This window comes from Phormidesmis sp. 146-33, assembly GCF_052939515.1.
The window spans coordinates 1-19,584 of sequence record NZ_JBJPHU010000092.1; the positions used below are offsets into that span (position 1 = coordinate 1).

16 protein-coding genes, 1 tRNA gene and 2 pseudogenes are annotated in these 19,584 nt (G+C 47.5%); 7 read left to right on the forward strand and 12 right to left on the reverse strand.

The window, feature by feature from the left end; genetic code table 11:
• Window positions 1-128: 128 nt before the first annotated feature.
• Complete coding sequence (locus ACJ2PR_RS26520; protein ID WP_446879210.1) at window positions 129-698, reverse strand: Uma2 family endonuclease; 570 nt, start codon at window positions 696-698, stop codon at window positions 129-131.
• A 185-nt stretch (window positions 699-883) separates the two neighbouring features.
• On the opposite strand from ACJ2PR_RS26520, the pseudogene ACJ2PR_RS26525 reads away from it, so the two are divergent.
• Both ACJ2PR_RS26525 and ACJ2PR_RS26530 read left to right on the forward strand, forming a co-directional pair.
• Window positions 884-1,114: pseudogene (locus ACJ2PR_RS26525) on the forward strand (aminotransferase class V-fold PLP-dependent enzyme); the annotation flags it as partial.
• 695 nt (window positions 1,115-1,809) lie between these two features.
• A complete protein-coding gene (locus tag ACJ2PR_RS26530; RefSeq protein ID WP_446879211.1) occupies window positions 1,810-3,297 on the forward strand; it encodes an energy transducer TonB family protein in 1,488 nt (495 codons plus the stop codon).
• Window positions 3,298-3,562: 265 nt separating this feature from the next.
• Here ACJ2PR_RS26530 and ACJ2PR_RS26535 read toward each other — a convergent pair whose 3' ends face one another.
• Complete coding sequence (locus tag ACJ2PR_RS26535; protein WP_446879212.1) at window positions 3,563-3,817, reverse strand: hypothetical protein; 255 nt, start codon at window positions 3,815-3,817, stop codon at window positions 3,563-3,565.
• Window positions 3,818-4,097: 280 nt separating this feature from the next.
• A complete protein-coding gene (locus tag ACJ2PR_RS26540; protein ID WP_446879213.1) occupies window positions 4,098-6,122 on the reverse strand; it encodes a DUF7453 family protein in 2,025 nt (674 codons plus the stop codon).
• A gap of 139 nt (window positions 6,123-6,261) precedes the next feature.
• Between ACJ2PR_RS26540 and ACJ2PR_RS26545 the strand changes: the two are divergent.
• Together ACJ2PR_RS26545 and ACJ2PR_RS26550 are read left to right on the forward strand one after the other, a co-directional pair.
• Window positions 6,262-6,731: pseudogene (locus ACJ2PR_RS26545) on the forward strand (IS4 family transposase); the annotation flags it as partial.
• Between the two features lie 152 nt (window positions 6,732-6,883).
• Window positions 6,884-7,924, forward strand: coding sequence for an IS630 family transposase (locus ACJ2PR_RS26550; protein ID WP_446879214.1), 1,041 nt, complete (start codon window positions 6,884-6,886; stop codon window positions 7,922-7,924).
• Window positions 7,925-8,093: 169 nt separating this feature from the next.
• On the opposite strand, the gene ACJ2PR_RS26555 is transcribed toward ACJ2PR_RS26550, so the two are convergent.
• From ACJ2PR_RS26555 to ACJ2PR_RS26575, 5 genes are all read right to left on the reverse strand, one after another.
• Complete coding sequence (locus tag ACJ2PR_RS26555) at window positions 8,094-9,014, reverse strand: SDR family NAD(P)-dependent oxidoreductase (RefSeq protein WP_446879215.1); 921 nt, start codon at window positions 9,012-9,014, stop codon at window positions 8,094-8,096.
• A 114-nt stretch (window positions 9,015-9,128) separates the two neighbouring features.
• Window positions 9,129-9,656, reverse strand: a complete 528-nt coding sequence (locus ACJ2PR_RS26560; protein WP_446879216.1) for a DsbA family protein — start codon at window positions 9,654-9,656, stop codon at window positions 9,129-9,131.
• Between the two features lie 195 nt (window positions 9,657-9,851).
• A complete protein-coding gene (locus tag ACJ2PR_RS26565) occupies window positions 9,852-10,481 on the reverse strand; it encodes a response regulator (protein WP_446879217.1) in 630 nt (209 codons plus the stop codon).
• Window positions 10,482-10,493: 12 nt separating this feature from the next.
• The gene (locus tag ACJ2PR_RS26570; protein WP_446879218.1) at window positions 10,494-12,812 is read right to left on the reverse strand and encodes a GAF domain-containing protein; all 2,319 of its coding nucleotides are present in this window, start codon (window positions 12,810-12,812) and stop codon (window positions 10,494-10,496) included.
• A gap of 116 nt (window positions 12,813-12,928) precedes the next feature.
• Complete coding sequence (locus tag ACJ2PR_RS26575; protein WP_446879219.1) at window positions 12,929-13,858, reverse strand: LysR family transcriptional regulator; 930 nt, start codon at window positions 13,856-13,858, stop codon at window positions 12,929-12,931.
• A 211-nt stretch (window positions 13,859-14,069) separates the two neighbouring features.
• On the opposite strand from ACJ2PR_RS26575, the gene ACJ2PR_RS26580 reads away from it, so the two are divergent.
• A complete protein-coding gene (locus ACJ2PR_RS26580) occupies window positions 14,070-14,528 on the forward strand; it encodes a nuclear transport factor 2 family protein (protein WP_446860726.1) in 459 nt (152 codons plus the stop codon).
• A 241-nt stretch (window positions 14,529-14,769) separates the two neighbouring features.
• The gene (locus ACJ2PR_RS26585) at window positions 14,770-16,344 is read left to right on the forward strand and encodes a helicase-related protein (protein WP_446879220.1); all 1,575 of its coding nucleotides are present in this window, start codon (window positions 14,770-14,772) and stop codon (window positions 16,342-16,344) included.
• Between the two features lie 88 nt (window positions 16,345-16,432).
• Here ACJ2PR_RS26585 and ACJ2PR_RS26590 read toward each other — a convergent pair whose 3' ends face one another.
• Window positions 16,433-17,053, reverse strand: coding sequence for a hypothetical protein (locus tag ACJ2PR_RS26590; protein ID WP_446879221.1), 621 nt, complete (start codon window positions 17,051-17,053; stop codon window positions 16,433-16,435).
• A 196-nt stretch (window positions 17,054-17,249) separates the two neighbouring features.
• On the opposite strand from ACJ2PR_RS26590, the gene ACJ2PR_RS26595 reads away from it, so the two are divergent.
• Window positions 17,250-17,993, forward strand: coding sequence for a hypothetical protein (locus ACJ2PR_RS26595; RefSeq protein WP_446879222.1), 744 nt, complete (start codon window positions 17,250-17,252; stop codon window positions 17,991-17,993).
• A gap of 98 nt (window positions 17,994-18,091) precedes the next feature.
• Here the strand turns inward: ACJ2PR_RS26595 and ACJ2PR_RS26600 are convergent, their stop codons facing one another.
• The 3 genes from ACJ2PR_RS26600 to ACJ2PR_RS26610 form a co-directional block, all read right to left on the reverse strand.
• Window positions 18,092-18,424 carry a hypothetical protein gene (locus ACJ2PR_RS26600; protein WP_446879223.1) on the reverse strand — a complete coding sequence of 111 codons (333 nt, stop codon included), beginning with the start codon at window positions 18,422-18,424 and terminating at the stop codon, window positions 18,092-18,094.
• 112 nt (window positions 18,425-18,536) lie between these two features.
• Window positions 18,537-19,352: an Arm DNA-binding domain-containing protein gene (locus tag ACJ2PR_RS26605; RefSeq protein WP_446879228.1), complete on the reverse strand. Its 816-nt coding sequence runs from the start codon at window positions 19,350-19,352 to the stop codon at window positions 18,537-18,539.
• 93 nt (window positions 19,353-19,445) lie between these two features.
• Window positions 19,446-19,518, reverse strand: a tRNA-Met gene (locus tag ACJ2PR_RS26610).
• Window positions 19,519-19,584 lie beyond the last annotated feature (66 nt).

The window sequence follows — 19,584 nt, forward strand, 5'->3', positions numbered from 1 at the left end:
TTCTTTCGCCCTTCCCGCAGGTGCGCCTTCCTTGGAGACTGACGTTAATTTAGAAATTCAGTAACGCTTGATGACAGAAAACAGGTCATTGGCGTTATTTTTTGAAGATTTTTTTGGAGCTTTGTGAGTCATTCAAAAAAGGCTTCTACGATGCACTCAAACCCTGGTAAAAGGGGAGAAACGATCGTATCTTGAGCAAGCAATGTAGCCGTTAGTTTGAGAACAAAATTTTCTCGACGATACACTTCGGCCTGTCTCAGCAGATAGTTGACGATCCAATATTCCTGCACCCCTTGAGCAGAGTAAAGTTTGAGTTTGGCTTCTCGATCGCGCCGTTCGTTTGTCTTGCCTGGAGAGAGAACTTCGACAATCAGTTCTGGCGCACCTGTGAGATGGCCAGCTTCGTCAATCAGTTGAGTGAGTCGATCGGTGCTAATCCAGATGACATCGGGGATGACGTTATCCGCTTCGCTAAAAATGATTCCAGGAGTCGGGAAAGCCTCGCCTAATTTACTGGGTTGTGACCAGGCTTGCAAAATGGCAGCAATATTACGAATAACAGCCTGGTGTCTCAGGTGTGGCGCTCTGGTCACAAACAGTTCTCCATCAATAATTTCATAGCGTTTCCACTCGTCGTTAGAAAGCAGATCGAGATCGGAAGTTGTCCACCGGATTTTTTCTGGGACGGCTTGACTCATGACTTGACTCCGTGACCGTTATGGCTTCTATTGTCGCTTGTTTTTGAGGGTTCATTAGACAAAACGATGAGGAGACGATCGCTCTCAAGATTGATGATCACGCGAGAAAAACTCTGACACAATTCTGACACAATAATGCTGGTGGCCCTCAGCCCAACGCAGACGGCAGTGGACGAGCCGCATTAGCCGCCTTCACCGCTGGAGATGTGCATCCTCATGATTTGTCTACCATTTTGAATCAGGCAGGGGTCGCCATCAGAGCGGGACATCACTGCACCCAGCCGCTTCATCGCCATCTCAAAGCCCAATCGACCGCACGAGCCAGCCTTTACTTCTACAACACTCGCGAAGAAATCGACGTATTTATTGCTTCACTCAAAGAAGCCGTGGAGTTTTTTGGCGGACTGTTTGGGTAGGGTTCTCGGCAGAAATCTCTTGCTTCACGGCCTAATTTTGTCCGAACCATTGATTGTTAGAATCGAGGATTAAATAACCTGTAATTTTGGCCGACGGTTCAAACCGTTCCGACTAAAACGAAGTCTGCCTTCGCTCAATAGGAAAGCGTTTTAATCGGCGAAAGTCGGCTTTGTTTTCACGGATGCATTGCCGAAACCAGAGTATTTTTGAGTACGAGTCTGTTCGGCTCCACCAGTCCAGTCCAGTTGAGTTTGCAATGACTAAACGATACCTTGATCGATGGATTCCGGATGGGGCAACAGTCGTAGATATTGGAGTGGGAGTGGGCCACTATGCAGAGTTACTAGACCAATTGCTGTGATACAAAACAGCAGCAGTGGGATCATGACAATCCCGCCCGCCTTGAGAAGTTCGATCGCGCTACTCATTTCCACTATCCCAACTTGCTTTTAGAGTCTTGCAAAAATTTTGAACATATAGATCTTTTAGATCTTTGCACTGAGACGACAAAAAGACTAGCTAGCAGCATAAGACTAATGCAATTTATTGTCAAGTGTTTCTCAACGCTCATAGAATAGGGTCGTTGCAATTTGTCGTAACGTAACCCCGGTTTTAGCTACCCTTGACAGGTGATCGATCCATCATTAGCGTAAGATAGGAAAGATCATCCGATGCAACTAATTATCAACAAATCATGAGTTTTGTTCCAGAAGTGATTGAGCAACGGAAAAAAGAAGCTGCGGGTCTAAAACGGTTTTTGCCCTTCAGTTTCACAAGTGCGATCGTCCTGCATCTGCTCTTGATCCCGTTGCTAGTACTCCTTTGGAAACCAGCCCAAGAGACGGCGGTCGCAGAAGAAGAAATTGAAATCATCGCTGACACTCAACCGGACGAACCTCCACCCGATAGCGCCTCCACAGATGCAGAAGCAGGCGGAAGCGGGGGTGGCAGTGAACAGTTCTCACTGTTTAATCCGAATCCAAGTTCTCCACCTCCTGATTCTGTTGAGGTTGCACAAGCGATCCCTGAACCTGATGTTGTGCCATCGCCGATTCCTGAACCGGAAATTGCCGAACAGATTCCCCTGCCAGACCCTACTCCCAGTCCTTCTCCAAGTCCGACTCCCACACCTAGCCCATCACCCAGTCCAACTCCGTCACCGAATCCATTTCCTAACCCAACCCCGTCACCGAGTCCCTCTGCAAGTCCAACCGCAACGCCAACTGCACAGGCGAACTCGCAACCAGAACAAAACAACTCACCCAACGGCCAGACTACCCAAGCTAACAACAATCCTAGCGGAACTAGCACAGGAACCGGAAATGGAACTGGAAACGGCTCTGGTAATGGTAATGGTAACGGGATCGGAAATCGTGGCGCTGGAAATGGTGTAGGGAATGGCAACGGGAACGGAACCGGAAACAGTACAGGCTCTGGACAACAAGGCAAACCTAGCCCATCGCCTCAACCCGTTGCTGTTCGCGAAGCTCCACCGCGTGAAGACTCTGATCCGCCGACTCGATCGCGTCGCAATCGGCCAAAATGCAAAGATAACTGTAACTTAGACCAATATCTGGGTGCAGAAGGGTCTGCTCGGTTTGATTTTGATGTCGATAAAGACGGCAATGTGACTAACATTCGGCTGAGAACATCGAGCGGAGACAGAGAGATCGATCGCAAAGCTGAAGAAGCAATCCGTCGCCGCAGATACGAAGCTTCAGAAAGTGGTTTTCAAGGTCAGCGAATTCGAGTTACCTCCGAGCAAGAAGGCTCAGATTTCCAGCGTCAAAATGCCGATCGTCGTCGCCAAGAAGACAGCGATCGCGCAACACGAGAAGCAGAACGCGCAGCACAAGAACGCTTAGAACAAGAGCGCATTCAACGCGAAGTTCAGCAACAGAAACCGCCTGCTTCTGCAACAGAGCCGAGCCAACCGCCTCAAAATGCGCCACCAACTCCTGCTGCACCTGCTCCAACTCCGAGCACACCAGACCCTGAACCGACACCAGAACCCGCAGCCCCTACGCCCGAACCTGTTGCGCCTGAGCCTACACCAGAACCTGCTGCACCCCCTCCCGAACCTGCGCCAGTTCCGGAGGCTCCTCCACCTGCTGAACCTGCACCAGAAGCTGCACCCCCTCCCGAACCTGCGCCTGCTGAAGCTCCACCTCCTACTCCCTAACGTGAGATGCGATCGCTTGTATCAGCTTTTGAATACGATCGAGTTGAGCTTCATTTGAAGCATCGCAACGTCCAGATTGCCGCTTGCGTCTTGATAGTTGATCTGTCTACCTTGGGCTAGCAGTTTCGCCTTATACCATTTTTGTATGAAGGAGCATATAACCAAAGAGCCTGAAAAGCTCATTTTGGAAGGCTTGCAGTCGTAGGATGATTTATGCAGCTTCACAATAAATTGGTATTAGACAATTCAGTATTAGGCAAGCCTGTCACAATGCTCGATCGCAAGATTGGAATGTTTGAAGAACCCGGCAGAACATCGATTTCAATAGTGAGCGATCTAATACGTCAGCTAGTTGATAGTCGAAGCCGAATGTAGTCAGAATCGGTTTTGTCAGTAGGTCTGAAACCAAGTTTTTGTTGAGGATTTCCCAGAAGTCTGTCTCGTTGGGATAGGTTTTGAGAAAGTTGTCGATGTAGTTGTAGATCTGCGTAAACTCAGGGTATTCAAGGGGATTTGTCACACCAATACCCTCTTTGTAATCGTAGCTGACCGACAAATCGATCGTTGCGCCACCTTGATGGTCGATCGTATAGTCATCAAACTTAAATTCCCAGCCCTCATCTAGCGTGGCGATCTCTGGAACAGGGGATGTTAGAACTTGCCTTGAGAAACCTCTACAGAATAATTGGATAAGAAGAGACGTAAAAGGAGTTGATTGTTCCTAAAAATCGCAGGACGATTCAAGACTTCCTTAGTTCATCACAGGTATTGAGTTCATGATAGTTTTTTAGCTACCTCATTTACAACATGGGACGTGTCTGACTAATGATACTTACATTTGAATCAAAAGGAGTACTGGTGTTGAAGACAGCATCAAATGCTCTGCGATCGTTTAGTAAGTTTGCTCTCAAAAATAATCCGCTGGATTGTGCGATCGCACTCGTCGCCGCTGCTTGATCTAAAGTCGGTCTACTTGGATCACGAACAGGGTTGTCTTCATTCGTGATGCCGTAGTGATTCGCACCCTTGACTGTAATTAAAACTTTGGGCGGATTGAGAATCTGATCATAGGTGGATTGACTCCGATTTGGTAAAGACACGCTATCCAAATCGCCTCGAATCAGTCCGAGCGCAACTTCATTGTTAATAGGCACAAATTCTCCAGTTTGCGGATTTCCAAAGCTAGTTCCATAAAAGACGCCTGCCTTCAACTCTGGAGGAACCGTGTAGTTTTCTGCATTCAGTCCAGGGATGCGAATCTCTTCCTGGGTTGCCCCAATTCCCACGGCTCCTCCAAACGAGTGCCCTAGCAATCCCAACTTGGTTGTGTCTACAATCTTAAAGAGCGGCGACGAGTTATCCTGGTCTTCCACTTTCATTTGATCTAAAACATCATTCACTTGCCCTTGCTCAGGAAATAGACCCGTAGCAGATGAACCATCGGGACGAAACAGCATTTGCTCATTGTTGGGAACCACCACCACAAAGCCGTAACTTGCGACTTGTTCAGCAAAATTAGAGTAATCTGCTTTATCGACTAGCGCACCTTGTAGCAAAAGGGCTATGGGAAACTCGGTCGAGCAATAGGAGCTAGGCAATTGGGGGAAGTAAATGTCGGCGGGGTCTCCATCGGCTACAGTTCCATCGGAGCGCTTTGCGCTGATCGTCGTTGTGTAGTGTCCAATCTCGTTATAGAGAGAATGAAGGCTAAACGGTGATTTAGATGGTTTGTCTTGATCAGCGCGAAAAACTCCAGAGCGACCATCTGCTAATTTTGCCCAGAATGCCACGGAGTCCTGATTCAGACCTTTATTTAAGAAGTTCAATTCTGTCACTGTTGAACCCAGTAACTCATCTCCCGTGGTAATAATTTCCTGCTGTCCCACGAAAAGACCACTGCCGCCCGCATCAAAATCGGCAAGATAAGCAATGGTTCCTTGATTGTTGATATCAACGCCTCGGAATGAGCTAAAGTCACCAAGACTATCCGCGATCGTTGTTAGGTCATTGCCCTTTCCAGTTAATACCTCAACTTCTCCAGTCGCTTTAACTGCAATAAAGGCAGCCGTTCCTCGATCGTTAATGGCAGGAGAACTCCCAAACAAAGTTAATCCATCGGTTGAACCTGCGATCGTATTCAAATTGCCCCGATGATTCGTGAAGATGCCTGCGTTTTGAAACAACTCCGCGATCGGGACTGTTTGCCCGTCTACCTCGATTGTTCCTGGAACTGGAGCGGTGCCTGCGGAAAAGACAATTGTTCCTTTAGCGTTAATGTCTGGCGTAATTCCAAAGGTTGTGAATTCAGGGTTTGCATCTGTGATGATCTGAATTTTGCCTTTCTTACTAGAAAAAATCTCCTTGTCTCCATTATCTAGATCCGCCCGGAATCCAACTGTGCCACGATCGTTGATCACAGGCTCCCCAAACAAATTGTCGAGGGTCGGAATGCGTTGAAAGTTGAATTGTCCTGAACTATCTGCAATCAGCGTGGTAGTCGTGCCGTCACCCGTAAAATAGCCCACGTCACCGCTGTCGAGTCCGCCTAAAAAAGCAACTGTTCCGTCATCGTTAATTGAGAGCCCTACTCCCAAGAAACTGAACTCGTCGGATGTCTGTGCGATCGTGCGGAGTGAATTGCCATCGCCGACAAAGATGCCCGCATTGAGAGAAGCGTCTACTCCCCAAAATGCCACCTGATTCTTATCGTTGATTGCAGGTGCAGTCGGAATTGGGACACCCGTTGGGCTAAATTCAAACGTGGCAAAATTTGTAGTATCCGCAATGGTTGTGAACGTGTAGTCTAACGGCTTGTTTAAAGTCATAATTTCTAAATTGCTGTAATGTAGGGTCTGCTGTAGAAATAGGTTGAATGTTTAGCTTAAGTACAGGACAAAAGCTTGCAAAAACCAAGCAGGAAAGGGTTTCATGAGAATTACCACATTCTTTAACCACGAAACCTTTATGAATCAGGTTACTCTACTTCGAGATGCCTTGCGTCCCCATCTTGCTTGGCACGGAGCCAGACTCAGCTTTGTCGCCGCCTTCTTAATTGCTCTACTGCGGGTCAAAACGATCAACTTCAGTGAACTGGCAACTGCCTTCAGCGGCAAAGCTCAAACCGATGCTCACGACAAACGACTTCAGCGGTTTTTCCGTCACGATGAGTTGGATTATGCCGAGATTGCTCAAGCGGTCGCAGCGCTGATGGGCATTCCTGAGCCGTGGGTACGCTCGATCGACCGCACCGAGTTGGAGATTGTGTCTTCAACATGTTAATACTGGGAGTCGTCCATGAGGGAGTCGCCTTTCCACTAGTGTGGACAATGCTCGACAAGCGAGGCAACTCCAACAGCGGTGAACGCAGGACGTTGTTCAACCAGTTTTTAGAGCGGTTTGGCGAACGAAAAGTTGCCTGCCTCACAGCAGATCGAGCGTTATGGACTGGATCATCTTCGCAACATTGTGTTCAACTTGGAGCAGAAGATGAATGATTTCTTGCAGGTTCTGAGTTTTTTGTCCTGTACTTATTACTCCGGCAATGAAACAGAAGGCATAATGGAATAGAGGCATAGAGAGGTTGGTTATGGATAAACCAGATGCCCGACATCTTTCGATTGACACCCAGAACTATCTGCGGCAGCAAGCGGTTCGACTGCGGCAGCAAGGCAAGCGGGTGAATGAGATTAGCGAGTATTTAGGCGTTCATCGCAACACCGTTTGCGAATGGTGGTGGGAGTACGAACACTACGGGGAGGTTGCTCTGTTCCAACAAGTGCGAGGGCGACAGGTTGGGGAAGGACGAACGCTGGAAGATTGGGAAGAAGCAGCGGTACAAACGGCGATAGAGGGGCATTTTCCTGAGGACTATGGGATTGAGCACGCCCTGTGGACTCGACGAGCAGTGCAAGCATTGATTGAGCAAGTGTGCGGGGTGGTGATGCCGATTCGTACTGTAGGAGAATACCTGAAGCGGTGGGGGTACACACCGAAGAAGCCATTACAGAGAGCCTATGAGCAAGACCCCCAAGCGGTAGAGGTGTGGCTTGAGCAGGAGTACCCCAAAATTGAACAGCGTGCTCAGGTAGAAGGGGCAGAAATTGCCTGGGGCGATGAAGCAGGAGTATCTTCAATCGAGTCTGGCGGACGAGGATATGCTCCGAGGGGTGAGAAGCCAGAGGTGCGCCCCAGTCAGCGCAAACGAGAACGGGTCAACTACATTGCCAGTATCAGCAACGGTGGTAGCGTGCAGTTTATGCTGTACACCTGTAAGCTGACTGCGGTGCAGTTTATTGCATTTTGTGAGCGGTTGATTGCTAAGCGCACCCGCAAGTTGTTTTGGATAGTAGACCGTCATCCAGTGCATCGCCAAGCGGAAGTGAAACGATGGCTAGAGGCTCATGAGGAGCAGATTGAGTTGTTTTATTTGCCGTCGTATTCGCCTGAGTTGAATCCAGTGGAGTATTTCAACGGGGATGTGAAGCAGGGGGTGCATGACAAACCGTTGAGCCGGAATTTGAGTCAGTTGAAGCGGCGGGTGTTGTCTCAATTACGAAAGCTACAGAAGTTGCCCGTTCACATCAGAAATTATTTCAAGCATCCATCGATTGCTTATGCTGCTTTGTAAATCGCATTCTATTTGATTGCCGGAGTAATAAGTGTGATGAGGGAGAAAATGCAGAAGCGAGTTAGGGATTGCATCATCTGACTCCAAGAGTTTGAATGTCTTTGCGATACTAAGTTCTTGCTCCGTGATATCAAAATCTTGCGGACTCATGCGAGTTATTTGAGCTGGGTCATGAGAGTAGTCCACAGGTGACATCCACGGCCGACCCATGAAAAGCACTACCTTGGGGAGAAGCCAAGAATAGAACGGTTTCAGCCATTTCTTCAGAAGTGTTGGCTCGTCCGATCGGTAACGTTTTCTCGCCTTCCTCAAAGGCAACTTTTCGTTGAGCAAACGCATAGCGCAGCATGGGGGTATCGACTCCCCCTGGAGAAATCGAACAGACTCGAATATTGTTGCGGGCGTATTCCAATGCAGCCACACGAGTTAGTGAGATCACCGCATGTTTGCTGGCATTGTAGGGAGCGATTTCGGTATAGCCCTTGTGTCCTGAAACAGACGCATTGTTAATAATTACGCCTCTTCCTTGCTTTAGCATTTGAGGAATCTCATACTTCATCGATAAAAAGACTCCCAATGCATTAATGTTCATCGTCTCAATGTAGTCTTTCGTCGGTTGTTCGTGAAGTTTGACAAATTTTGGATTGACAATTCCAGCATTGTTAAAAGCAACATCAATGCGACCATAGCGACGCACACAATCATCAATGAATGCTTTTACTTCCGCTTCGTTTTGCACATCTGCTCTTTGATAAGTCGCTCTACCACCTTTGGAATTAATTGAGTCTGCCACCTGCTTGCCCAAGTTCTCACGCCGACCGCAGAAATGCACGATCGCCCCTTGTTGAGCAAACGATCGTGCGGCTGCCTCACCAATTCCTGAAGTTGCCCCTGTAATCAGCACGACCTGGTTTGCAAATTGCCTTTTCTGATTGTCTTGAGGGGCGGTTTGAGCGATTTCCTCATTGCGCTCACCAGTCGGTTGACTATTCGCCTGGGCGTATCCTGCAACAGCAGCAGTCGTGACACCTGCGATTCCGATTCCGCCTTGCAGCAACAGTCGTCGATTAAGTTTCTTTGATTTTGACATGGTTAGATGTTCTCCCCAAATGAGGGTTAGTAAGGCTTTGTGAGATGGTTTTACGCTCTCTAGTAGAGTTTCTAAAATTTTGTCAGGAACCCAGTAGCAAACAGTTCGGCGCGATCACAAGGCTGATAGCCTTTGAGTCGTTGCCAGGATTGCATCGAAAGTGTAAGCCCCGTTGTAGCGATCGCCATTGATAAAAAATGTCGGTGTCCCATTCACACCGCTATGAATTCCGCTGATTAAGTTTTCACACACCCGTGCTGCGTATCGATGGTCTGCAATCTCCTGTTCAAAGCGATCGCAATCGATTCCCAGACTTGCAGCATAGTGCAGCAATTGTCCGTTCCCAAGCCTCTGTTGATGGGTAAATAAATAGTCATGGATTTCCCAGAATCGCCCTTGAGCATTCGCGGCTTCCGCCACCTCAGCCGCATATTGGGCATAGGGGTGAATCGCGGTCAGAGGAAAGTGGCGAAATGCAAAACAGAGACGATCACCCAACTGTTGGCGAATGCGATCGACCATTTGATGAACTTGACGGCAGTGGAAACATTGGTAATCTCCATATTCAACGAGTGTGATAGGCGCAGTCTCTAGCCCTAAAATGTGGTCATCTTTCTGAAGGGGTGGTGTCAATTTGCCCATGACAAGTTCATTGCTTGCTAGAACACCCTGAAAGATTTGCTCAGGTGAATCTAAGAAAACTTTAATGTGATTACTCTATCGCTAGAACTGGTATTTGCAAATGAGCAGCAAGCTTATTTTCTACTCTACTAATCCGCAGAGAGATTTCTATGTCATTTAGCATAGCTGTGGATTGTAATGTTCTTTCTGACGGGATTACAGGCGAACCAGTCCACGTCTTACGGCTAACATTGCTGCTTGGGTACGATCGCTAACTTCCAGTTTCGACAAGATGTTATTCACATGGGCGCGAACTGTTCCCTCGCTAATTCCGAGTTCTCTACCAATGTCCCGATTCCCGTATCCCTTGACCATCCAGCGCACCACTTCTAGTTCTCGCATCGTTAACTCAGTCCAGGTCATGCGGTCTGCAAGTTTTGCTGCCACATGCGATGGAATGTATTTTTGCCCCCCATAGGCCATTCTGATCGCTGCCAATAGCTCACTGGGCGGTGCGTCTTTGAGCAGGTAGGCCATTGCTCCAGCTTGCAGACTGCGATAGATATCCTCGTCGGTATCATAAGTGGTCAGGGCAACAAACCGCCCGTTGCTAAATTCTTCACGCAGAATTGCGATCGCTTTGACCCCATCGATCTCTGGCATTCGCAGATCAATTAATGCCACGTCGGGCTGACACTGCCGAAAGGAATCAATGACTTCTCGGCCGTTGCTTGCTTCTGCAACGATCGTCATGTTTGGTTGTCGCCCAATCAAAGCTGCCAATCCCTGAAGGACGATCGGGTGGTCGTCGGCAATTAGGATGCGAATCAGTGGGGTTTGAGTCACACGATACTCCTATCATTGAGGCAAAATCGGAACGGTGATCTGAATGCAAGTGCCTTGCTGTGGGTCGCTGACAATGATCAATTGGGCTGCCATCTGATCGGCTCTTTCTTGCATTCCGATCAAACCATACCCTGAAGCCAGCGAAGTGTTTGCATCGAACCCTTGACCATTATCTTTTATGTGCAGATAGATTTGGTTTAGTTGATAGTCAAGCTCAATCTCGACTTGATTAGCATTGGCATGTCTCAAAACATTGGTAAAGGCTTCTTGGGCAATGCGTAACAAATGATCCTCGATCGAGGGAGTCAGCGAATACGGAATTCCCACAAGCCGATAGTTTGTTTCCAGCGATGTACCGATTGCCATTTGCTCTGTCAGGTGTTCGAGCGCGGCTTCGAGGGGTTCAGTTTCGAGCGATCGTGGGCGCAAAGCTCGCACCGATCGTCGCGCTTCGTGTAGTCCGTTTTTGGCTAGTGCGATCGCCTGCGATAGATGTGCTTTTTGATCCCAAAGGTTGGTTGTGTAGTCGTCAGTTGCGGCTTGCAGTTGCACGATGATTCCTGTTAGACACTGTGCTAGAGTGTCGTGGATCTCGCGGGCGAGGCGGTTTCGTTCTTCTAGAATTGCCGCTTGTTTTGCCTCATGTTGTCCTTGTTTGGCAAGCTGCATTAGTTGAATGGCTAGTGTCGCTTGATGGGTGAGTGCCTGCACCAGCTCCAATTCTTCAGGCTGATACTGGCGATACTTAGTGCTGCGTAGTGTGATGTTGCCTAAGAAGGTGTCGCCAAACAAAAGCGGAACCACCAAAATTTGTTTGATGCCACGATCGAGGTTGTGAGAATAGTGTGCGACATCCTGAATCAAAATTTGTCGCTGCTTGAGGAGTGGCATGTATTGATCGTCCCATTGGCGGAGCGGGTTTGGGGTGCGGGCACAGGGATGACAAATCTCTTTGCTGCGCTGAATTTGTCCATTTTCGTAGTTGAGATGCAGCAGGGTAGTGTCGTAGACTTCGCTGTAAAGGTAAATCCCCGCAGATCGATCGTTCAATTGATCCGCGATCGCTTGCAGCATGTAGCCAAGGCAGTTGTCTAATACAGGTTCTAGCGCCAGGGTGGTGAGCGTTTTGACTAGGGCTTCAGTTTGTCCGCGTGAGACTTGTTCAGCGCGTCGCCGCTCTGTCACTTCTGTTTGTAGGGCAGCATTGATGGTTTCGAGTTCTTGCGAACGCTCTGCGGCACTTTGTGTTCTCGCCTGTTCTATTTGCAGAAGTTCTTCGTCTTTTGCCTGACGCTCGATCGCCGCTGCAATGCTATCCGCCGCAATTTTCAAAATCGCAATCTCCGCCTGGTCGAACAGGTGCGAAGATTCGCAATTGTCAAAGCTGACCAACCCCCAAGGTTGATCTTTCACTACAATGGGGACAGCCAGCATCGAAGTGTTTCTTTGAGCCTCGAAAATACTGCGCGTCGGTTCCGGCAGATCAGCCACCAGAAAATCAATCACTTCTGCCGCTAAGAACTGCTCGTAGAGTCCGCCCATATCTTCCCAAAGTAGAGCGCTCTGAAGTTGAGGCGTACAGACGGCCGAAGCTGATACATCTACCTTGCACCACTCCGCCGGGATCTGTACGGCTGGCTTTCGTAACGTGGGATGGGTGATGTCTTGAACAATGCTACAGCGATCGCTCCCCACCGCTTCCCCTAACAATCGCACCACATCGGGAAGCACAGTCGTGTAATCAGAGGACTTCAGCAGTAGATTTGCAACTTCAGCGATCGTGCTAAGAAGTTGGGCGCGTTCTTGAGCCGCGCGATCTTTTTCCGCAAGCAATTTCTTTTGCAGGGCAAAGAAGTCGCTGTAATTGGCATTAATTTCGACAATTTCCTCAACCGCGCCATGAGCGTTCCGAATCGGTACATAATGTCCTCGCCCATAGTGGAGTTTGCCTCCTGCCAAGTCTCTCGATGCATCGTAGGTGGTCGGGGGTTCGATGACGGCTTCTCCAGCAAACGCTCGTTGCATGTAGGGCAGTGTGCCATTTTCAACCAGTTGAGGATTGCTAAAGATTGGACAAGCCTGCTCATTTAACTGGTCGATCGTCAGTCCAAATAAGTTCTCAGCCGCCGCATTCATCCGCGTGATGTAGCCATCTGTGTTAATCGACAACATGCTAATGGGTGCATTTTCAAAGATCTGCCGATGGCGCAATTCGGATTGACGCAGGCTTTCATACTGCATGACGAGGCGATCGTTCTCCTGCCTGAGTTGAGCGAGTTCCAGACCGAGGCAGCTATTTTCCTGCTGAAGTTGGGTAATCAGATTAGCCATAATTTCAAAGGAGAATCAGTTATGAATCATTATGATGCGTTTGGCAGTCTGGCACACTCTGTTTTAAGCTACATGAGACTCTGGGGTTGATAAATTGCTGTTTGCAACAGTTCTCGTTAGGCTCTAGGGTTAGTAGTTTTAGAGCTAGTGGTTGAGCGATCGTCCTGCACTCCTTCATTCAACAAAACTACCAAAAATTTCTGTAGGGTTGGGGAGATAAGATCTTCACGCCAAGCCGCTGCAAACTTGAGAGTAATAGGCGAATCTGCCAGAGGTCTACAAATAACGTTTGTACCAACAACAGGCCGGACGCACTCTGAAACAAAGGTGATGCCAATCCCCGCCGCCACCAAACATACACGGGTTTGTAATGAAATAGACTCTTTGACAATGTTAGGTTGAAAGCCAAGTTGCTCACAGAGTTGAATAAATCCATCGTAAAGCGCAGGGCCCTCCTGACGAGGATGGATGATAAAGGCTTCATTCGCTAAAGCAGCAGCAGGGATTTTAGTGTAACCAAGCAAGGGATGTTTTTTGGGTAGCACAACCAGGAATTGCTCTTCCAGAATCGGATGCAGTTTCAACCCACGCTCATCAATTGGTGGGTGCAGAAACGCTAGGTCTATTTTGCGTTCATTCAAGGCGGCAACCTGAGCCTCGGTTGAAAGCGCTTGCAGATTGAGTTCGACCTGGGGAAAACGATCGCGGAATCGCCCTAACAGCTCTGGAAACACCGTGTAGGTTGCGGTGGAGGTGAAACCAATGGTTAGCTGTCCGACTTCTCCACGAGCAGTGCGTTTGGTGAGTTCGATCGCGCGCTCTTCCTGGGCAAGCAGTTGTTTCGCCTGTTCCAAAAATACCTGTCCTGCGATCGTCAACCGGACTACCCGCTTCGTCCGAGTTAGGAGAACAACACCTAGTTCACGCTCCAGCACCACAATTTGCTTGCTCAAAGCAGGCTGCGTCAGGTGCAACCGCTCGGCTGCTCTGCCAAAGTGCAGTTCTTCAGCCACAGCCACGAAATAGCGAAGCAAACGAATTTCCATTTTAATAACTGCTGGTTATTAATAATGCATCAATTATGAATTGGACAGACGGAAACTGCACGACTAAAGTAAAGAAAAGTAATATCCAAACGTTGTTCTTGAGGAATACAAGATGAATCGAAAAGTATTCTTACTTGCTTGCTCTGCTCTTTTGCTTTGCGTCGGACTATCTTTTGTGAGTGGTGTCAATGCGATACCATCAAGCGCAGCCATGTTAGACCAAAAAATGAGTGCTAAACCAGTCTCTTCCAAGCGCATTGAGGTTGTTAGACGATTTGTTCAGGCAGTGGAAGCTAAAGATATCAGCACAGTTAATCAACTGATCACAGACAACATTGTTCTGGAACAACCTTATTCGCCATTGCAACCGGGAGGACTTCGAGTCGAAGGCAGGCAGGCTGTTAATGCTTTTTTCAATCGAATCTTTAGTCAATATTCTCAAATTCGATTTGTTAATATAGTCTTTCGGCAGTCACGGTTTGACAATGCTGTGATTCTTGAAGGACAGGGTGATTTTCTGGTGTCAAGCAACCCAACTCCCTATCGCAATCAGTACATCGGGGTCATTGAGGTTGTTGATAGTCAAATAGTTCTCATCCGAGAGTATTTCAATCCATTAATTCAACCTGAAGCATCTAATCCTGGATCGAGTCAACCGAATAGGCAGTAGGGCACCTCGATAAATCCAATTCGAGAATCTTAAGTTAAGACAGGTATGAGATCATAGAAATAGAACAGTGATAACGTGAATTTCAATGAAACAACCCGGCTTTGAGATGCGCCTAACCAGTAGCTCGATTTCTGGAGCAATGTGGCTTTTCCGGTGGTGCATAAGACATCAAAGATGGAGAACTCAGGACATCTATAGACGAGATACATCTGCAAGTACTGAGAATCTCCACAGGTTGATTGTGGCGCTCTCACAGCGACTAGCAGAATTTGATGAGAGTAGAGCCAGTACGATTAGATACGCAGATGTACTGTTTCCCAGCGATAATTTTAGTGAATTTAAGGCAACAAAGCTATCGCAAAGAGATGGGAAAATCAATGAAATCTATAAGTTCAGCGAGGTTCTACATCAAAAAGATGATGAGAACCGAAGCTTTATTGCTGAATCGAATGAAATCTTAGAGTTAACTAATCTTGCATTGCGTTTATTGAACTTCTCCGCAATCACTCAAGGTAATGGGGTGGAAAACGCAAAATTGGATTGGTTGAAAGAAAAGCTTGATCAGCATCCTGCTTCCCGCTTCTTGGTCTTCACTGAGGTTCTACAAACTTGTGAAATTATCACTAAAGCCCTTCCTGGCATTTGTGAAAAGATTAAGGGAAGTATGGGTAGTGCAGAAAGAGAAAGGGCTGTTCGCAGATTTCGCGGTGTAGAACGCTCAAATGTTCGCGTCTTAGTAGCAACTTCAGCAGCAGATGAAGGCTTTGATTTTCAAGTTGCAAGTCAGGTTGTGCATTGGAATCTAAGCTCATCACCCGCTGTTCTAATGCAAAGAAATGGCAGAGTTGCAAGGCTTGGACAAGTTGCTGATGTGACGGCACACTATCTCATCATGACGGGCACACATGAAGAAAGAAGGGAATTAGCGCTACATGAAAGGTTTGAAGAGCTAGGAATAAAAGATGAGCAATTACGCCTGAAAATTTTAGGGGGATTGAATGAGGAGAAAGAAAAAGAAATCTTAACCGCTGTTCAAGAAAATAGGTTACTGGTAGTTAATCAAATTTTGGAGAATGCCAGCGAACAAAACAAAGAGATGAATCAAAAACTAGGAGACATCCAGAGGAATCTTGAGGCACAGTCAGTCATTGTTCGAAAGATGCTATTTGATAGAGTATTGTGCTGGCTCAAGCTTGGGCTGCCACCTCGAATGCAGAATAACTTCGCGTTCAAGTTTAATACTGTGACATGGCAACATCCAGTCTTTACGATTGGAGAACAAACTAGCAATGAAACTGCAAGCGCAGTGGTCGCAGAGATTAACAGAGCAAGTAGCCGTACAAGACAAATTAAGGTTACTTTTGATCCGGAATTTAATCTTTTTAGTTCGCTTGGAGGAGACTATTCTTTAGCGGGTCTTCGTCCTTGGACAAAGCGAGTGAAGAACGGCAGCACAGCCGAAGTTTGGAAGCATCGCCTGATCAGGGATGTTGACCCCATTGGAGAGGTTGCCTGCTCTCTAGCTCGGCAGCGTGGTGCGGATTTCACTACAATTTCTGCTGACAAGTTGTGCAAGGTATTGCCAGATTTACATAAAGTTCGCTATTTCCTGTTTGCAACTCACCCAATGCTGGAAGTAGAGGCACGCTCATCAGAAAACGCTTCGTCCTACATGACCTTTTACGCGTTTAGGGACGAATCTAACGTTCCAATCTGTCCTCAAGGTCACTCTGCTGAATGTGTTCATGGAGTCATTTCACTTCTAGAAGAAGAAGCGCAAAACTCAGATTTTGAACTGATGAACTCTCTTGCTTGAGAATGCACAGGAAGCAAGTTCTAAAGTTTCAATATGGTTGCAGAATTCTAGGGTATTGCCCGACTGGGATGGCAAACGTACTTCTTGCCTATTCCTGTCGCTTTAGTTGCTGTGCTTCCTTAGATCCGAAAGAAAGATGAAGACTATGCATTTTGACAGAGGCTCCATTTTCAGCGAATGTCCAAATCTTACGCTTGTGTTGCAAACCGTAGCTAATGTGAATCGGCCGATCGCTTCCATAGAAATACAGCGAATCAAACGGCAATCGCCGCCCTAGAATCCACTCCACCAAGCGATCGCTCTCCAAATCCACAATCCGAAAATCGCAGGCAGCACCTAAGCGTTTACCCCTTCGGGCAACAGCGAAGCTACCGCAGTAGTACTTCTCATTCCGATTCACCTCATGCGCCATGTGCTGATCTCGGCTCGAATCAACGCGACCATTTTTAATTCCTGTTTCTGGGTCTTTCTGGCTCAAAAGGCGCTTCAAATCTCTTAAGCAGAAGCCATAGGTAAGCTGAAATCGCTCTTTGCCAAAATGGTCGATGATGGGGTCAAGCAAATGCTGACAGAGTGCTTGCAATGCTGGAATCGTTTCGTCTATGTTTTGTGGATAGGGGTTGATGAGATCTTGATGCTTCTGGTAGGTCTGGGTACAAGTACAGAAGTCATCCAGGTTGAGATACCGACCCAACAATTGAGGCTGCATTTATTTGCATCTCCGCAGAAGCTGCTCAATATTAACGTGAAGAAATAGGAGTAATCTCGTTATTCTGCCTCTTCTGACGAATCACGGAACTCTTTATTTCGCATTTTCGAGAAAAACCTTTGCGATCTGCCATCAGAAATCTCGAAGCGATCGCAGAAAATAGGAGGGAACCTTTTGGGACTGATGCAAGGAATGGATGGTTTGGCACACCAGTTTAGGAATACGATCGCTCCAAGGCACTGAGGCAGAACTTTATCTAGCCACCATGCAAGATGTGATCGATTACATCGAAGTCATGGGCGACGAGCTAGATGTCAAAACGGGCGCAAGCTTCGCTCCACGTAGTGTTCGCATTTTCGATTCTGCAAATTTCCAGCAAAAAGTCATCATTCTCCATCATTGTCTATCCGCACTCTTGAAGCCAGAAGTTGAAGCTCCGGAATTGACGAATGTTCTCGAAGCAGGTGCTTACTTCCCTTTCGCTTACCTAAAGATGCGATTGGAGGAAGAAATTTCAGAAGAGGATGAATGGTCGGAGGATGAGGAAGATTTGAAATATGCTTATCGTCGATCGCTGTGGAACGCCTTTGAAGAATTTGTACGCCCTCGCTGGGTAGCTGCTGTCGAAGAATACGGAGAACGTGAGGAAGAAGCTGATTTTAGCGATCTCTCCACTGACTTCGACTTGTGGGAAGAAATCATCGAAGACTTAGCCGATCGAATTTTTTGGGATCGAGACTGGCAGGTGAGTTCGCGCTGCTTGTATGTTGAGGATGAACTGCTCGACGGTATTGAAGAAGAATTTAGCCAACTTACAGGCTTAGATGAAGCATATATGAAGAATCGATTGCCTAGCGCGGCTGACGAGGCTGATTTGCCCCTAGCAGAGCAAGCGCTACTCGCATTAGCCGAAGTCCGCCCTTGGAGATTGGAACCCTGAAGATTGTCAAATTTTCCTGTGAACATCACGACATCGCACTGCCTCCAAAACAGATTCATCAAGAAAAAATGGGCTGATTCTATCAACCCCTCGCTATCTTAATCACCAAATTCATTCTCTTCTAGCCCAAACGATGGGACTTGAATGTGGTTGATTGTCCCTGCGTAATGCTCTTCAATTACCGCAACAGATGTCCCGCACCATTCAGCCACCCGACGCGAAGAAATCCCATCTTCTAAGCACAGGGTGATGAATGTGTGACGACAGTTGTACTGAGGCAAATATTCTTTGACCTTGCCTGCTGCCACTAATTGCTTGACGACAGGTTTCCAGACGCGATTCAAGAAGTTGTGCATATCCAATTCTTTCCCGTTTCTTGCTGGAAACACCAAGTCATTTGCGCTGCTAGCTTGCGGTCTAATCTCGTCCAAGATGCGCTGCAATTCTACATTGATCGGAAAATAGCGTGGTGTATGCGTCTTCGTAGACTTACGGATTCTCACATCAGTGGCAACCGCTTCACAGAAGTAGATGCGATTCTTCTCAATGTGCTTCCATTTGAGTGCGTTGCCTTCGGCTCACGCGGAGCGTGTCCGCTTCTTCGGGTCGGCATCCGGTATGAAATAGGAATTTGACATAGGAAGCGTAATACGAATGCGGAATCGGGGAGAACTTCGAGGAATAGGTATCATTCTCAAACGCTGAGATGATCGCTGGAACGCAAGTTCGAGAAAACGGCTTGCGCGACACCCGACTCTTCTTTTTTGTCCGAATTTCCCTAGTCAACTCCTTGAACGGATTGTCAGTCACCAATTTCTTCCGCATTGCCCATTCGCAACAAGCACTCAGTTGCTTCAGGGTACGTTTTGCCGTTTCTGCCGCGTAATTCTTGAGCAGATAAGTTTGAATCGCAATTGCATCTTCAAAATTCGGCTTGGGCATTTTGCGAAGACGCTTCTCGACTTTGCCGTAATCCCGAATGATCGTCGTTTCTTCGAGATGAGCGCTTTGAAACTCGGTGTACTGTTCCCATAGCTCGATCAGCGAAGTCTTTGGCGGCGCACTTGGGGTAAAACTTGGGGTAACGTTGCTGAGAGCCGAGTGCGGCTTGTATTTCTCCAGCGTTGGATCAAACCTGTCTTTGAAAATGTCGTCTTCGATCATCGCTGCCTTGCGTTCTGCCACTTTGCGATTACTAGGTGTATCCGCAAGTCCAGTGGAGAGGTAGTGACGTTTGCCAGCGACTGAAAACACAAGCTGAATGCGATCGTTCGATACCTTGATCTGAACCGAACCTTTGAAAGCGCTTCGTGAAACTCCTAAACAGGAACGTTCGTACTCAAACGTTTTACCCCAAATTTACCCCAATTTCTAGCCCAAACTGAGCTAACTTGACCCAACACAAAACAGAGGGAATTCCTTGAAACCTTCGCTGTATCTTGCTTTTCTTTATGGCTCAGGCGAGATTTGAACTTGCGACCTTGGGCTTATGAGTCCCCTGCTCTAACCACTGAGCTACTGAGCCAAATTGAATTATTGCCTTAACAAGCATAGCACAAGACTCGAATCAGAATCTAGAGCGTCCTGTAAA